Here is a 13,852-nt window from a genome sequence, read left to right on the forward strand (position 1 = left end):
GTTCACCGCGATCGCCGTGGTCAACACCCTGGTGATGGCCACCGGCGAGCGGCTGCGCGAGTTCGCGCTGCTGCGGCTGGTCGGGACCACGCGCCTCCCCGGATCGAGCGACGCCAGCCGGTGCGGCAGCGCCACCGACACCGCCCACCCCGCCAGCGGCACCACCATCGCGTACACCAGCGCCCCCGGCATGCTGCGCCCCAGCCACGGCAGCGCGGCGAACGCGGCCGCGGCCGCCGCCGAGCCGGCCAGCAGCACCCGGCGCACCCCGAGGCGGTCCACCAGGCGCCCGCCCAGCCAGCTGCCGGCCACCGACATCACGCCGCAGGTCAGCAGGATCAGGCTCAGCCGGTCGGCGTCGCCGCCGGTGGCGTCCTTCACGGCGGTGGCCAGGTAGATGTAGACGCTCTGGAAGGCGAGGAAGAACACCAGGGTGGTGGCCGCGGCGCCCAGCACCCGGCCCCGGCGCAGCGGTGCCAGGCGGGCCCGCAGGGTGGGGGCGGCGGTGGGGGCGGGCAGGTCGCGCAGCAGCAGGGCCAGACCGGCGAGCGCCGCCAGGCCCAGGGCGGTGACCAGCCACATCGTCATCCGCCAGTCGGTGCGTCCCACCCAGGTGCCCAGCGGCACGCCGAGGGCGGTGGCCACCGTCATCCCGCCGAGCACCGTCGCCAGGGCCCGTCCGCGCCGTTCGGGGGCGACCAGGGTGGTGGCCACCGCGTTGGCGGTCGGGGTGTAGAGGGCGGCGCCGGCCGCGGCCAGGACGCGGGTGGCCAGCAGCAGCCCGTAGGTGGGGGCGAGGGCGCTGAGCGCGTTGGCGGCGCTGAACACCGCGAGCGCGGTCAGCAGCAGGCGCCGGCGCGGCCAGCGGGCGGTGAGCGTGGCCAGCACCGGGGCCAGCAGCGCGTAGCCGAGCGCGAAGACGGTGACCAGCTGGCCGGCGGCGGGCACCGACACCCCCAGGTCGGCGGAGATCGGGCCGAGGATGCCGGCGACGACCATCGAATCGGTGCCCATGGCGAAGGTGCCGAGGGCGAGCAGGAGCAGACGTACGGGCACGGGAGGGCCCCCCGGGGTGCGTGGGAACAAGTTGTTGGACGAACATGCAACAGTTGGATGCTCGCCAAACAATCGGGGATGGGTGGATGATTGTCAAACCATCCGTCCCGTCCCGACCCCTCCCGCGACCCCAGCGACCCCCATGACCCCCGAGGAGCGTGCGCCATGACCGACGACGAGCGGCTTCCCCAGCCCGCCACCGCCGACATCGACCTCGTCACCGTCCTGCACGCCCTCGGCGACCCCGTGCGCATGACCCTGCTGCTCAGCTACGCCGACGGCGGCGAGCACTCCTGCGACCCGCGCGGCCTGGGCCTGGAACACCTCCACAAGTCGACCGTCTCCCACCACATGCGGGTCCTGCGCGAGGCCGGCGTCACCACCACCCGCGTCGCCGGCCGCAACCGCTTCGTCAGCCTGCGCCGCACCGACCTCGACACCCGCTTCCCCGGACTGCTCGACGCACTCCTGTCCGCCCGGGCAACCGCCGTACGGCAGAAGCCCGTTGACCCCCTAGGGGACGGTGCGGCGGGGCTGGTGCCGCAGGCGTAGGCCCGCGGTCGCAAACGGCCCGCGCCCCCTCCTGCCCCGGGCGGACGCGCCCGGCCGGCCCGGCCCGGCACCGTGGACGCGGCACGCCGCCGCCCCCGCCGTCGAAGGAGCCCCCGTGGCCGGAGCCCAGCCCACCCCTGCGCCCTCCTCCTCCCCGTTCTCCCCTCCGTCTTCTCCGTTCCCCGCGTCCTCCCACCGGCTGTCCCGCCGCCGCCTCCTCGGGGCGCTCGCCCTGGGCGCCGCGACCGCCGCCGGTGCCGCACCCGCCCGGGCCGACGGCGGCACCGACGCCCGCTCCGGCGGGGCGGGGGAGCCCTGCCTGACCCTGCCCCCACCCACCGGCCCCCGCCCCGTCGGCACCGCCCTGCTCCACCTGACCGACACCACCCGCACCGACGCCTGGGCCCCCACCCCCCGCCCGCGCGAACTGCGCGCCCGCCTCTGGTACCCCGCCGCGCCCGGCGCCCGGGGCCCGTACGCGCCCTGGATGAGCCCCGCCGAGACCGCCCACCTGCAGGCCGCCTACTTCGGCGTCCCCGACGCCCGCCTCACCTGGCCCACCACCCACGCCCGCCCCGGCACCCCCGCCGACCGCACCCGCCGCCACCCCGTCGTCCTCAACTCCCACGGCTCCGGCGCCGACAGCGCCTTCAACACCGCCCTCGCCGAGGAACTCGCCTCCCACGGCCACGTCGTCGCCGCCCTCGACCACACCTACGACGCCGGCGAAGTCGAATTCCCCGGCCACCGCCTCGAAGTGCGCGACAAGGCCCGCGTCCAGGCCATGACCGACGCCGAGATCGTCGCCTACCGCGCCGCCGACACCCGCTGCCTGCTCGACCGCCTCCACCACGGCCCCCTGCCCGCCGGCCTGGACGGCACCCTCGACCTCGACGCCGTCGGCATGTTCGGCCACTCCATGGGCGGCGCCACCACCGCCCAGGCCCTGCACGACGACCCGCGCATCCACGCCGGCGCGATCCTGGACGGCCCCCTGTTCGGCCCCGCCGCCACCGCCGACCAGCCCCGCCCCCTGCTCCTGATGGCCTCCGCCTGGGACAGCCCCGCCCGCGACACCATGTGGGACACCCTGTGGCCCCACCTGACCGGCTGGCGCCGCCGCCTGACCCTCACCCGCTCCGGCCACCTCTCCTACTGCGACCTCCAACTCCTCATCCCCCAGGGCCAGCCCGCCTTCGCCTGGCCCACCGACCAACTGGAACACTTCCTCGGCACCGGCGACCCCCACCGCGCCGTCGCCGCCCAACGCGCCTACCTCACCGCCTACTTCGGCCTCCACCTGCGCGGCACCCCCACCACCCTCCTCGACGCCCCCACCCCGCACTGGCCCGAGATCCGCTTCGACGCCTGAACCCCGGCCGGGCCGGCGCGCGCGGCATGCCCGCCCGCTGCGTCCGCCCCACGGCCTGCCCGGGACCCAGACGGCGGGCTTCCCTCGGCCGTCGCCGCCCAACGCTCCTGCCTCGCCGCCTACCTCGGCCTGCGCCTGCGCGGCATCCCCGCCCCGTCCCGGCCCGAGGCCCGCTTCGACGCCTGAGCCCCGGCGGGGCCGGCGCGCGCGGCATGGCCGCCCGCTGCGCCCGCCCCGCGGCCTGCCCGGGGACCCGGTGGCGGGTTCCCTCGGTCCTGCCGCTGGATGCCGCTGCGCCGTACCGGCCCGGGCCCGCCCCGGGTGGGTCGGTCGGGCGGCCGGTCCGTGTGCTGCTGCCACCCAACGTGCGCGCCGCAGCTTGCTTGGGCCGCTGCGTGCGGGGTGTCCTCGGCCCACGCTGCTGGACGCGGCTGCGCCGTACCGGCCCGGGGCCCGCTTCGCCGCCGGGCCTCGGCCGATCGGTCCGACGGCCGGCTCGTATGCTGCGGCCGCTCAACGCACGGGCCCCGCAGCTTGCTTGGGCTGCCGCCTACGGGGTGTCCTGGCCCCGCGCTGGGCGCTGCTGCGCCGTACCGGCCCGAGATCCGCTTCGGCGCCTGAGCCTCGGCAGGTCGGTCTGGTGGCCGGTTCATGTGCTGTGGCCGCCCAATACGACTGCCCCGCAGTCTGCTTGGGCGGCTGCCTGAGGGGCGTCCCGGCCCGCTGTTGGATGCTGCTGCGCCGTATCAGCCTTGGCTCGCCGATCCTGACTGCGGGTGTGTGGCGCCCCGCGCCGGCCTTCGTGCGGCTGCGCCCGGTCGCATCAACCAGGCTCTACGTAGGAGGACTTGGGTCTCACGGGCTTCGGAAGGAGTGCGCCGCCCCGCCCCCCGAGGTGTACGCGGGCATCCCGTGCCGGGGCCCCAGCGCGAGTGCGGGGGAGTGGCGGAGGCGGCCACCGGGGTTCGCCCGCCCGGTCGGCCCTGCGGCGCCCCCGAAGGCCTTCGCGAGGGCGTCCCGCAGCGCCCCGGCGGCCCGCCTTCCCCTCCCGCGGGCCCTGCGCGGGGTCCTTCAGGGTGGTCCGCTCCTCGGCGGCGGCCTTCTCGCGCAGTGGGCGCGCCGGGGCGGGAGGCCCGCGCGGCGGCGGGCCTCCCGCCCCGGGGTGCGGGGGCGTTCCGGTGGCGGCGGGGGATCAGTAGGGGATCGGGCGGTTCTCGCGGGCCCACGCCTGTTCGGCCTCGCTGCGGGGCGGCGGCGGGGCGATGCCGTCCGTCATCCACAGGTCCTGGGGCGTCTCGTCGATGTGGAACTCGCAGTACAGGCCGCGCTCGGAGGTGTGGGGCGCGAGGAGGGCGGCGAGGGCCTCGCGGGTGTGCCGGCGTGCCTGCGGGTCCCCGTTGTGGCGGGCGATGTGCTCGACCACGATGCGCACCGCCGTGCCGGACGGTTCGCCGCCGACGTGGAAGGAGTCGGCGGCGATCTCGTGGAAGAGGGTCATGACGTAGAACCTGGGCAGTCCGATGCGGGTGTAGAACCCGGTGACGTCGACGGCCAGTCGGCGCTTCTGCTCGGGGGTGTAGGTGCCGGGAGGGTGGTAGACGTGCCACAGCGGCATGGGGGGCTCCTCGGTGTCAGTGCCAGTGTCGGTGTCGGTGTCGGTGCGGGCGACGCCCGTACGGCGTCGGCGTCGGTGTCGGCCGGTCAGCGGCCGATGCGGACGGTGAGGCCCTCCACGGGCCCGGACAGGGCGGCCTTGACGGCCCGGGTGGCGTCGTCGACGAGCACCTCGCTGTCGCCGCGCGCCAGGGCGTCCACGACGGTGCGGGCGACGTCGGCCGGCGGCACCTTCCCGACCGGCAGGGCCGCGACCATGTCGGTGTCCGCGAAGCCCAGGTGCACGCCCAGGACCTGGGTGTGCCGGCCGGCGAGTTCCAGGCGCAGGGAGTTGGTCAGCGACCACAGCGCGGCCTTGGACGCCCCGTAGGATCCGGCGCCCGCGCCCCAGGACAGCAGCGAGTGGATGTCGACCAGCGCGCCGCCGCCGCGCGCGGCCAGGACGGGCGCGAACGCCCGGGCGATGCGCAGCGGGCCGAGGACGTTGGTCTCGAAGGTGGCCCGGACGTCCGCGAGGTCGCCGGTCAGCAGCGGTGCCGGGTGCAGGACGCCGGCGTTGTTGAAGACGATGTCGACGTCGTCGGCGCGGGCGGCCGCGGCGGTCACCGAGGCGTCGTCGGTGACGTCCAGCGCGAGGACCTCCACCCGGGGGTCCCCGCCGGCTCCGGGGGCGGTGCCGGCGCCGGGGGTGCGGGCGGTGGCGTAGACCTTCCGCGCGCCGCGGGCCAGCAGTTCCGAGACGAACGCCCGGCCCAGGCCGCGCAGGCCTCCGGTCACCAGGGCGGTGGAGCCTTCGATCACGGTCATGTGCGTCTCCTCAGCTCTCCGGGCGGTGCCGGCGTGACGGGCGGCACCGCAACGTTTAGATTATTACCATCATCTAAACGGGATGGGAAAGTAGGACCGGCAGAACCGGTAGAACCGCACAACACCCGAGGAGAGGAGCCCCGGCATGCCCCGCGTCCCACGCGCCGAGGCCGAACGCAGCCGCCGCCGCGTCATCGACCACACCGCCCGCCTGATCCGCGAGAAGGGCCCCGACCAGGTCAGCGTCCCCGAGGCGATGGCCGCCGCCGGACTCACCCACGGCGGCTTCTACCGGCACTTCACCTCCAAGGACGACCTCCTCGCCCACGCCCTCGCCGCCGCCTTCACCGAACGCCGCGAAGCCATGGAACAACTCGCCGACCGGCCCGGCACCGACCACACCCCCCGCACCGAGTTCCTCGACCGCTACCTCTCCGCGCCCCACCGCGACCACCCCGGCCACGGCTGCGCCGCCGCAGCCCTGGCCGCCGACGCCGCCCGCACCGAACCCGGTTCCCCCCTGCGCACCGCCTACACCGCCGGACTGCGCGAACTCCTCGACGCCCTGGCCGCCCTGCCCGACGGCGCCACACGGCAGGACACCCTCGCCGACCTGTCCACCATGGTCGGCGCCCTGCTGCTCGCCCGCGCCAGCGACGACCCCGCCCTGTCCGACGAACTCCTGGCCGCCGCCCGCCACCGCCTCGCCGACCAGGCGCCCGGGCACTGACGCAAGGACCCCACGTGCCCATCCGCGGCGTGCTCTTCGACGTCGACGACACCCTCGTCGACTACTCCGGCTCCGAACGGGCCGGCATCCTCGCCCACCTGCACCACCTCGACCTGCTGCGCCGCTTCCCCGGCCCGCAGGCCGCGGTGACGCTGTGGCGCGAGGTCGCGCGGGAGCAGTACGCGCGCTTCGTGTCCGGCGAACTGACCTTCACCGCCCAGCAGTACGAGCGCACCCGCCGCTTCCTCGCCCGCCTCGGCGAGCCCACCGCCGCCATGCCCGACGAGGAGGCGGCCGCCTGGTTCGCCGGCTACACCGCGCACCGCGACGCCGCCCAGAGCGCCTTCCCCGACGCGGCCCCCGTCCTCGCCGCCCTCGCCCGCACCCACCGCCTCGGCATCGTCTCCAACTCCTCCACCGCCCAGCAGCGCCGCAAGCTCCACGCCACCGGCCTGCTGCACCACTTCGACGACACCGCCATCGTCTGCTCCGACGAACACGGCGAGGCCAAACCCGCCCCCGGCATCTTCCTCGCCGCCTGCGCCCGCCTCGGCCTGCCCCCGCACCAGGTCGCCCACGTCGGCGACAACTACGCCCTCGACGCCCTCGGCGCCCGAGCCGCCGGCCTCCGCCCCTTCTGGCTCGACCGCACCCCCACCGCCACCCCCACTCCCGCCGCGACCGCCCCCGGCATCCACCACCTGCCCACCCTCACCCCCCTCCCCGCCGCCCTTCACCCCTGACCCCGGACACGCGGAAAGTCGGCCCGGCCGACTTCCCGCGCCCCGGCGTCCCCCATCCGCGCCCCCGCACCACCCTTCTCGCCGTCCTCCGTTCCTGTGCCGGAGTTGACGTCGCCGGTGTCGCGCACGCCGGGCTGCCGCACCTCTGCCGGCGATGGCGTGGCACCTTCCGTAAGCCCTCGCCCCTGCGGGCTTGCCCTTGGGGTGCGTGAGAAGTCGGCCCGGCCGACTTCCTGCGCACGAGGCGGCGGGCCGCCCTTGCGTGCGCTGCTTGGCCGCTACCCCACCGCCGGCGCGGCTGCTCCCGGCGTCCCCCATCTGCCCGACCGCACGGTTCTCCCCGCCGCCCTGCATCCCCTGACCCGTGCCGCACGAGAAGTCGGCTCGGCCGACTTCTGGCGCGGGCGCCTGCGGCGTCGTCCTCGTGTGTGCCGCTCGGCCCGCCCGCCATCAGCCTTCGGGCTCGGCCCTGGGGCGTACGGGAAGTCGGCTCGGCCGACTTTTGGCGCGGGGTCCCGTGGTGCCGGGCGTGTGTGGTCGAAGGTGCTGCCGGTGGTGGTGCCCGCCTCTTTCTCGTCTTGTGGCTCCGGGGGCTCGTTCCTGGGGTGCGTGAGAAGTCGGCTCCGTCGACTTCCTGTGCGGGGGTTGGTGGCGCCGGTGTTGCGTGGGGCCGGGCTGTGGCGACTCTGTTGGGGACGGCGCGGCACTTTCGGCAAGTCCTCGCCCTCTGCGGGCTCGCCCCCGGGGTGCGTGAGAAGTCGGCCCGGCCGACTTCTCGTGTACGAGCCGGCGGGCCCGGGCCGGTGGTGTCGTGTGTCGGGAGGTGGCGGGGGCCTTCGGTCCTGGGTGGGGCAAGTCGGTTGTGGTGTGAGGGCCGGTTCTGCAGCATCGGCCGGGGCGGTCGGGGACGGGATGGGCAGGGCGGGGGAGACGGGGGGATCTGATCGATCTCTCGGATGGTGGCAGCGGTTTCCGGGTGCGGGTGCGGGTGGGGGTGCTGGGGCGTCGGATGCCGGGGGTGCTCCGTCTTCGATCCGGGCAGGTCGGGTGTCCGCGTGTTCATCCCGCTGTGCCTCGAGGAGGGGTGGATCGACGAGCAGCGCGGACTGCTCGGGCGGGTGCGGACGGCGTGGCCGGGCGAGGTCCTCGAGTCCTCGCCGGGCGTCTGGGAGTGGCGGCGCTGAACCACCGCCGGGCGTCGGTCAGGCGGGGAGGCCGAAGAGGGGGCGGCAGGCGGCGGTGAGGCCGGTGACGGTGACCGGGGTACGGGCGTGTTCGGCCCAGGCCTCGGGGGTCAGGCGCAGGCGCTGGGAGACGACCACCCGTCCGTCCAGGACGTCGCGGTCGATGCCGTCGTCGCGGTAGCCGAGGCGGCGTGAGACGGCCAGGGAGGAGTGGTTGTCGGTGAAGGAGAGCGAGGTCGCCGACCGGGTGCCCAGTTCCGCGAAGGCGAGGTGGAGCATCGCGGCGCGCATCTCGGTGCCCAGGCCCTTGCCCTGGTGGTCCAGGCCGAGCCAGGAGCCGGAGACGATCTCGCGCCGCACGGCGTACTCCTTGGCCCGCATGTCCTGGATGCCCACCGGGCGTCCCTGGTGGAAGGCGACCAGGTCCAGTGCCCAGTCCCGGGCGGTCCAGCGGCCCAGGCGCGCCCAGTGCGACTGCACCACGTGGAGGGCGCGTTCGGCCGGCGGCAGTTCGCCCCACGGCGTCAGGAAGGGGCGTTCCCGGGGCGGGTGGACGCCGTGTGCGGCGACGTCGGCCACCTCGGCGAGCTCGTCCTCGGTGGGCAGGCGCAGTTCCAGGCGGGGCGTGGTCACGCGCAGCCCCCGCAGGGGCCAGTGGTCGGCGATCATCGACCCAGTGTGCCCAGCCGGCCCGTTCCGCGCACCGCCATTTCCGCCCCCGCCAAGCCCCGGCCCCCGCCAAGCCCCGGCCCCCGGAGCCCCCCCGGCGGCCGACGGGCGGTCAGGGGGGGCGGTCAGGGGGGCGGTCAGGGGGCCCAGGGCAGCCGCAGGGCCTCGATCTCGGTGTCGGTCAGCAGCGCCTCGATCAGCGCGGGGGGTCCGGCGACCTTGGTGCCCCACAGGTCGTAGTCGGTGCACAGGATCCGGGAGTGGTCCTCCGCCCGGAGGTCGGAGGGGCTGAAGTGGCTCTCCAGGTTGTCGTACAGGAGTGCGGCGCCGCTCAGGCAGCGGGTGTCGGGGCCGGCGGGGCTGTGGGCGAGGAGGAGGGCCGTCAGCCGGTTCCAGGTCTCGCGGTCCAGGCTGCCCTCGGAGGGCGGGCGGGAGGAGGCCGACCGGCCGGCTGCCGCGCTTCCTGACGGAGGGGAAGCAGGCGTGGGAGGGCGGCAGCCCCTGGGGGGCGACGGGGTCGCCGGCGCGTTCGGCGAGTTCCGCCCGGCGCAGCCGCTGCCAGTGCGGGCCGGGGTGTTCGGCGCGGCCCGGGTCGCCTCCGGTGACGACGAGGCCCGGTGCGTCGGAGTCGACGCCCGCCACGGTGTCGCGCGGGATGCTCCCGTCCGCCGGGCCCGCCTGCCGCTGCTCGTGGTACGACACCGCGGTGGGCCCGGCCCGGTGCTCGTACAGGGCGTTGGGCACCCGGGCGGCGTCGGGCATCGGCGGCGGCATGAACCCGGTCGGGCCGTCGCCGCACAGCTCCGGCAGCCGGCCGGTCGCGGTGGACGGTGCGAGCGGCCACCGGCCGGACGGCGGATTCGGTTCCTCGCCCGTGCGTTCATGATCGCAAGGGGGCGGCCGGGGTCACCACCTGCCCTCAGCCGGCGGTGCCGGGGCGGTCGAGGGCGGTGACCTCGCGCACGGCGTCGGCGACGGCGCGGAAGTCCTTCTTCAGGATCGCGTCGTGGTTGCTGGCGACCTTCGCGCCGAGCCTGATGTGCGGGTTGCGTTCGGTCACCGCCGGCACCGCCGCGCGGATCAGTTCCTGCTCGTCGCCCTTGCTGCCCAGCGAGGCGCCCGAGGCGAGCACGTAGCGGGTCGGCACGGTGATGGCGTCCAGCACCGGGCCCAGGGCGCGGGCGCTGCCGATCCTGCCCAGTTCGATGTTGCACTCGGACATCTGCCGGTGGCTCATCCGCGGGGTCAGGCCGGTGGGGCGCAGCAGCACCATGAGCGGGTACCAGAGCCGGAACTGGCGGCGGATGCGCCGTTCCAGGTCCTCGGTGAGCCAGTCGTACGGTTCGGCGCCCTCCACCAGGACGGCGCCGATGGCGCGCCGGGGGTTGCGCGAGGTCCAGTGCGCGGCGACGAACGCCCCGTAGGACCAGCCGGCGATCACGGCCCGTTCCACGCCGCGGGCGGCGAGGACGGCGTCGACGTCGCGGACGGCGGCTTCGAAGGAGTAGTCCGCGGAGCGCTTGGAGGTGCGGCCGCGGGCCCGCTCGTCGTAGGTGATGTGCCGGTACCGCGGGCCGAGGTCGCCCAGGACGCGGCGCCAGTAGCCCTGGGTGGCGAACTGGCCGTTGAGGTAGAGCACCGGCACGCCGGTGCCGCCGGTGTCGGTGACGGCCAGGGCGGTGTCGTCGACGGCCACCATGCCCTTCCACGCGGGCGGGCGGGTCGAGGACGGGGGTGCGGAGTGGATGGTCATGGTGTCCCCCTTGGAGGGTGTCGGGCCCCGCGCGGGCGGGGTCAGAGGCTGCGGGCGGTGATGTCGCCGCGGGAGGTGGTGGCGCGGATGTCGAGCACGGTGGTGCCGTCGTTGCGCAGGGCGTTGTCGATGCGGCCGTGGCCGGTGCCGGCGTCCAGGGCGGCGGAGGCCGTGGGGGCGGCGCCGACGGTGATGCTCCCGGACCGGGTGTTCAGTTCGACGGTGCCGCGGTGGGCCTCGGTGACGCGGATGTCGCCGCGGGCGGTGGCGATCCGGGCGGGTCCGGTGAGGCGGCCGACCTCGATGTCGCCGTCGACGGCGGTCAGTCGCAGGCTCGCGGCCTCGTCGACCTTGGTGTGGCGGTACGCGCCGTCGAAGGCGACGTCGCCCAGGCGCCCGACGCAGCGCAGTTCGGCGGCGGCCGCGCTGCCCCGGACGGCGGAGCCGGCCGGCAGCTTGACGGTGACCTCCACGGAGCCGGTGGGGCCGAGGAGTTGGTGCCCGGCCGGGGCGGTGGTGATCCGCAGCACGCCGTCCTCGAAGGCGAGGGCGGTGCGCTCGGCGGCCTGGACGTCGCGGTTCTTGCCGGGTTCGGCGGGGTGGACCTCGACGGTGGTGTCGGTGCGCTCGGCGGCGATCAGCCGCACGCGCCCGCCGGGGATGTCCAGGACGACGGTGATCGGGGCGGGGGTGTCGAACTTCTGCATGGTGCTGCTCCTGTGTGCGGTGTGCGATGCGCTGTGCGCTACGGCCCGTCGGCGTTTCCGACATTGGAAACGCTACGTTGCTTTCAAGATCCCGGCAACTAGTTCGTTGCGTCAAAACTGCATCACCGCAGGTGAATAGCGGGAAACTGTTGCAACGAACCTGTCGGGTAACGCAACGGAAGCGACGTCGATCATTGCAATGGATGAAAGGTGAACGCTATGGTGGGGACGCGACGGCCGGGAACCGCCCGCCCACCACCACCGAGGAGACGCGATGCCGGGAGGCAGGCTCACCCAGCAGGAACGCCAGCAGATCGCGCTGGGGCTGGCCGACAGCCTCCCCTACGCCGAGATCGCCCGACGCCTGGAACGCCCCACCTCCACCGTCACCCGCGAGGTCATGCGCAACGGCGGCCCCCACGCCTACCGCGCCGACCTCGCCCACCGCGCCACCGAGCACCGCGCCCAGCGCCGCCGCCCCACCACCCCCGGCACCACACCCGCCGGCCCCCAGTCCCACGGACGCGACAGCGAAGCCGTCGCCGCCTACGAGGAACGCCTCACCACCGTCCTCATGGGCTCCGGCCTCAACCGGATGGCCGCCCGCGTCGTCACCTGCCTGTCCACCACCGACGCCGGCAGCCTCACCGCCGCCGAACTCGCCCAACGCCTCCAGGTCAGCCCCGCCTCCATCTCCAAGGCCATCGCCTTCCTGGAGAGCCAGAGCCTGGTACGCCGCGAACGCGACGAACGCCGCCGCGACCGCTACATCGTCGACGACGAGCTCTACTACCAGTCCGTCATCGCCAGCGCCCGCGCCAACGACCGCGTCGTCCAGGCCGCCCGCGAAGGCGTCGCCGTCCTCGGCCCCGACACCCCCGCGGCCGCCCGCCTGGAGAACATCGCCCGCTTCCTCGACTACATCAGCGAAAGCATCGTCCGCGCCGCCGAACAGGCCCGCGAAGTCCTCCACACCAAACCGGCCACCGACCAGTAGGGGCACCGCACCCACCAGGCCACCCGGCCCCCGGTGCCCCGGCGGCCCCGGTGCCCCGCCCCGCGGCCGCCGACCCGCTCAGGCCGCCCGACGCGCGGCGGCCTTCTCCATCGCCCGCACCCGCCGCCACGTGTACACCCACGCGTCGATGTCCCGCACCCCGCAGATCTGCAGGAAATGCCGCACCTTCTCCATCTGCGGCAGCGCCGAGGCGTTCAGCATGTCGGAGATCGTGCTGCGCCGCAGGACCCTGCCGTACGCCGTCGGCCGCTGCTGGTGCAGCCGCGCGCTGCGCTCCTCCAGGCGGCGCAGCGACGGCTCGCCGGCCCAGACCCGGACGTCCTCCAGGCCCGCGACGAACTCCCGCACGGTGGAGAACATCACCGGGTCGGGTTCGCCCGCGGCCGGGACCGGCACGCGCCAGTCGGGGGCGGGGCGCTCGGCGGGGGTCCTCTTGGGTGTGGGCGGCTCGGCGTTGAGCATTTCCCTCAGCGCTCTCTCGCGGAGGATCAGCATGTGCTGTCGGTCGCGATCGCTCACGTCCATCGCTTCCAGCAGTGCCACCGTGGGCGGCTCCTTGGGGAGGGCGTCGCCCTCGAACACCCTGGCCACGAACGCGGTTCCCAGGCCGCTCCTGGCCGAGAGTCCCGAGACGGTCGCGTCGGGCCCACGCAGGCGGTGTCTGCGCAGTTCGGACGTGAACTCCTCGCGTGCGCTCATCGCCGCCCCCGCGCGGCCGCGCCGCAGGCCTCGGCGGCGGCGGTGACGATGACGGTCACCAGCGCCTCGACGGCGTAGCCGAGGACGACCAGGGCGACGACCCCGGCCAGGGCGACCGCGAGGAGCGCGGCACACAGCGCGGCGCGCCGCGGGCCGGAGCCCCCGGAGCTCCCGGAGCCCCCGGAGCCCCCGGGGTCTTCGGCGGGCGGCGGTGTGCGCCGCACCGCGCATCGGAGTTCGAGCAGCACAGTGGTCCCTTCTGAACCCTTGACCCGGACGTGGGGATTGCCGTCCCCGGGGCCACCCGGCGGGTGGCTGGGCCAGATCATGCGCGGGGCGCGACGACGCGCGCAAGTCCCGGGCGGGCGGCACGGAGGCCCTCAACAGGCTTCGGGCCGAGGCGATGTGACCGGCCGTCGGGACGAGTCCGGACACCGTGACGGACGGTCCGCCACCCGGGTGTCCGAAGCCGTCCGAAACCGTCCGCCCGCCCGCGCCCGCGGCGCCGGGATCGCGGCTGCTCGCGGCGGGCCGCTGTCCGGGAGTGTCCGAAGTCGTCCGGCCCGCTTGGTCGAAGAGCCGCCGGCGGGAAGACTGCGGACCGAGAGTCCTTCCCCTCGACCCGGACGGCCTTTCCGGGCGGAGCGCTGTTGCCGCAGCCCCGCCGTGACGCGGATCACATCGCGGAAGGCCTGCCCCGTGACGGGAGCAGGCCTTCCGCGTTCCCCGCGACGCCGGTCAGGGCGTCAGCAGCAGGCGGCCGCGCAGGCCGCCGGCCTCCAGGCGGCGGTGGGCGTGGGCGGCCTGCTCCAGGGGCAGCGTGTCGGCGACCCGCAGGGTCAGCCGGCCGTCGGCCACGAGGGCGGACAGCCGGGCGAGGGCGGGCCCGTCGGCGCTTTTACGGTGGAGGAGTCGACCCCATGCCCAGCACCCGTCCCCCTTCCTGGA

General features: G+C 75.3%; 15 protein-coding genes. 6 read left to right on the top strand and 9 right to left on the bottom strand.

The annotated features are described in order from the left end of the window. A partial coding sequence (locus AB0E96_RS28370) for an MFS transporter (protein ID WP_359828447.1) occupies window positions 1-1,056 on the bottom strand: 1,056 nt, incomplete at its 3' end. 165 nt (window positions 1,057-1,221) lie between these two features. Here AB0E96_RS28370 and AB0E96_RS28375 point away from each other — a divergent pair. Together AB0E96_RS28375 and AB0E96_RS28380 are read left to right on the top strand one after the other, a co-directional pair. Beyond that, window positions 1,222-1,608, top strand: coding sequence for a helix-turn-helix transcriptional regulator (locus AB0E96_RS28375; protein ID WP_359828448.1), 387 nt, complete (start codon window positions 1,222-1,224; stop codon window positions 1,606-1,608). 115 nt (window positions 1,609-1,723) lie between these two features. Next, on the top strand, window positions 1,724-2,980 hold the full coding sequence (locus tag AB0E96_RS28380) for an alpha/beta hydrolase (protein WP_359828450.1): 1,257 nt from the start codon (window positions 1,724-1,726) through the stop codon (window positions 2,978-2,980). Window positions 2,981-4,172: 1,192 nt separating this feature from the next. On the opposite strand, the gene AB0E96_RS28385 is transcribed toward AB0E96_RS28380, so the two are convergent. Both AB0E96_RS28385 and AB0E96_RS28390 read right to left on the bottom strand, forming a co-directional pair. Continuing rightward, window positions 4,173-4,595, bottom strand: coding sequence for a tautomerase family protein (locus AB0E96_RS28385; protein WP_359828452.1), 423 nt, complete (start codon window positions 4,593-4,595; stop codon window positions 4,173-4,175). Between the two features lie 86 nt (window positions 4,596-4,681). After that, the gene (locus AB0E96_RS28390) at window positions 4,682-5,401 is read right to left on the bottom strand and encodes an SDR family oxidoreductase (protein ID WP_359828453.1); all 720 of its coding nucleotides are present in this window, start codon (window positions 5,399-5,401) and stop codon (window positions 4,682-4,684) included. A 145-nt stretch (window positions 5,402-5,546) separates the two neighbouring features. Between AB0E96_RS28390 and AB0E96_RS28395 the strand changes: the two genes are divergently transcribed. The 3 genes from AB0E96_RS28395 to AB0E96_RS28405 all read left to right on the top strand — a co-directional run bounded on the left by AB0E96_RS28395 (window position 5,547) and on the right by AB0E96_RS28405 (window position 8,058). Continuing rightward, entirely contained in the window at window positions 5,547-6,131 is a 585-nt protein-coding gene (locus tag AB0E96_RS28395) for a TetR/AcrR family transcriptional regulator (RefSeq protein WP_359828454.1), read from the top strand. A 14-nt stretch (window positions 6,132-6,145) separates the two neighbouring features. Further along, window positions 6,146-6,874, top strand: coding sequence for an HAD family hydrolase (locus AB0E96_RS28400; protein ID WP_359828456.1), 729 nt, complete (start codon window positions 6,146-6,148; stop codon window positions 6,872-6,874). 956 nt (window positions 6,875-7,830) lie between these two features. Next, window positions 7,831-8,058, top strand: a complete 228-nt coding sequence (locus AB0E96_RS28405) for a DUF5959 family protein (protein ID WP_359828457.1) — start codon at window positions 7,831-7,833, stop codon at window positions 8,056-8,058. Between the two features lie 18 nt (window positions 8,059-8,076). On the opposite strand, the gene AB0E96_RS28410 is transcribed toward AB0E96_RS28405, so the two are convergent. From AB0E96_RS28410 to AB0E96_RS28420, 3 genes are all read right to left on the bottom strand, one after another. Further along, the gene (locus tag AB0E96_RS28410) at window positions 8,077-8,727 is read right to left on the bottom strand and encodes a GNAT family N-acetyltransferase (RefSeq protein ID WP_359828458.1); all 651 of its coding nucleotides are present in this window, start codon (window positions 8,725-8,727) and stop codon (window positions 8,077-8,079) included. Between the two features lie 919 nt (window positions 8,728-9,646). Continuing rightward, window positions 9,647-10,480: an alpha/beta hydrolase gene (locus tag AB0E96_RS28415; protein WP_359828460.1), complete on the bottom strand. Its 834-nt coding sequence runs from the start codon at window positions 10,478-10,480 to the stop codon at window positions 9,647-9,649. Window positions 10,481-10,521: 41 nt separating this feature from the next. Next, window positions 10,522-11,187, bottom strand: coding sequence for a DUF4097 family beta strand repeat-containing protein (locus AB0E96_RS28420; RefSeq protein WP_359828462.1), 666 nt, complete (start codon window positions 11,185-11,187; stop codon window positions 10,522-10,524). A gap of 274 nt (window positions 11,188-11,461) precedes the next feature. Here AB0E96_RS28420 and AB0E96_RS28425 point away from each other — a divergent pair, with 274 nt between their 5' ends. Further along, window positions 11,462-12,184 (top strand): helix-turn-helix domain-containing protein, encoded by a 723-nt coding sequence (locus AB0E96_RS28425; protein WP_359828463.1) that lies wholly within the window; start codon window positions 11,462-11,464, stop codon window positions 12,182-12,184. 78 nt (window positions 12,185-12,262) lie between these two features. Here the strand turns inward: AB0E96_RS28425 and AB0E96_RS28430 are convergent, their stop codons facing one another. From AB0E96_RS28430 to AB0E96_RS28440, 3 genes are all read right to left on the bottom strand, one after another. Next, window positions 12,263-12,904 carry a hypothetical protein gene (locus tag AB0E96_RS28430; protein WP_359828464.1) on the bottom strand — a complete coding sequence of 214 codons (642 nt, stop codon included), beginning with the start codon at window positions 12,902-12,904 and terminating at the stop codon, window positions 12,263-12,265. After that, window positions 12,901-13,152 carry a hypothetical protein gene (locus AB0E96_RS28435; protein ID WP_359828465.1) on the bottom strand — a complete coding sequence of 84 codons (252 nt, stop codon included), beginning with the start codon at window positions 13,150-13,152 and terminating at the stop codon, window positions 12,901-12,903. Before AB0E96_RS28435 ends, AB0E96_RS28430 begins: the two co-directional genes overlap by 4 nt. A gap of 490 nt (window positions 13,153-13,642) precedes the next feature. Beyond that, window positions 13,643-13,852: zinc-binding dehydrogenase (locus AB0E96_RS28440; protein WP_359828467.1), on the bottom strand; the 210-nt coding region annotated here is incomplete at its 5' end.

This window comes from Kitasatospora sp. NPDC036755 (assembly GCF_040636595.1).
In the GTDB taxonomy this organism is placed as follows: domain Bacteria; phylum Actinomycetota; class Actinomycetes; order Streptomycetales; family Streptomycetaceae; genus Kitasatospora.

Excerpts from the sequence above, each read along its gene's own strand:
- AB0E96_RS28375 (WP_359828448.1), top strand. The coding sequence starts at position 1,222 with ATGACCGACGACGAGCGGCTTCCCCAGCCCGCCACCGCCGACATCGAC.
- AB0E96_RS28385 (WP_359828452.1), bottom strand. The coding sequence starts at position 4,595 with ATGCCGCTGTGGCACGTCTACCACCCTCCCGGCACCTACACCCCCGAG.
- AB0E96_RS28390 (WP_359828453.1), bottom strand. The coding sequence starts at position 5,401 with ATGACCGTGATCGAAGGCTCCACCGCCCTGGTGACCGGAGGCCTGCGC.
- AB0E96_RS28395 (WP_359828454.1), top strand. The coding sequence starts at position 5,547 with ATGCCCCGCGTCCCACGCGCCGAGGCCGAACGCAGCCGCCGCCGCGTC.
- AB0E96_RS28405 (WP_359828457.1), top strand. The coding sequence starts at position 7,831 with ATGGTGGCAGCGGTTTCCGGGTGCGGGTGCGGGTGGGGGTGCTGGGGC.
- AB0E96_RS28410 (WP_359828458.1), bottom strand. The coding sequence starts at position 8,727 with ATGATCGCCGACCACTGGCCCCTGCGGGGGCTGCGCGTGACCACGCCC.
- AB0E96_RS28415 (WP_359828460.1), bottom strand. The coding sequence starts at position 10,480 with ATGACCATCCACTCCGCACCCCCGTCCTCGACCCGCCCGCCCGCGTGG.
- AB0E96_RS28420 (WP_359828462.1), bottom strand. The coding sequence starts at position 11,187 with ATGCAGAAGTTCGACACCCCCGCCCCGATCACCGTCGTCCTGGACATC.
- AB0E96_RS28425 (WP_359828463.1), top strand. The coding sequence starts at position 11,462 with ATGCCGGGAGGCAGGCTCACCCAGCAGGAACGCCAGCAGATCGCGCTG.
- AB0E96_RS28430 (WP_359828464.1), bottom strand. The coding sequence starts at position 12,904 with ATGAGCGCACGCGAGGAGTTCACGTCCGAACTGCGCAGACACCGCCTG.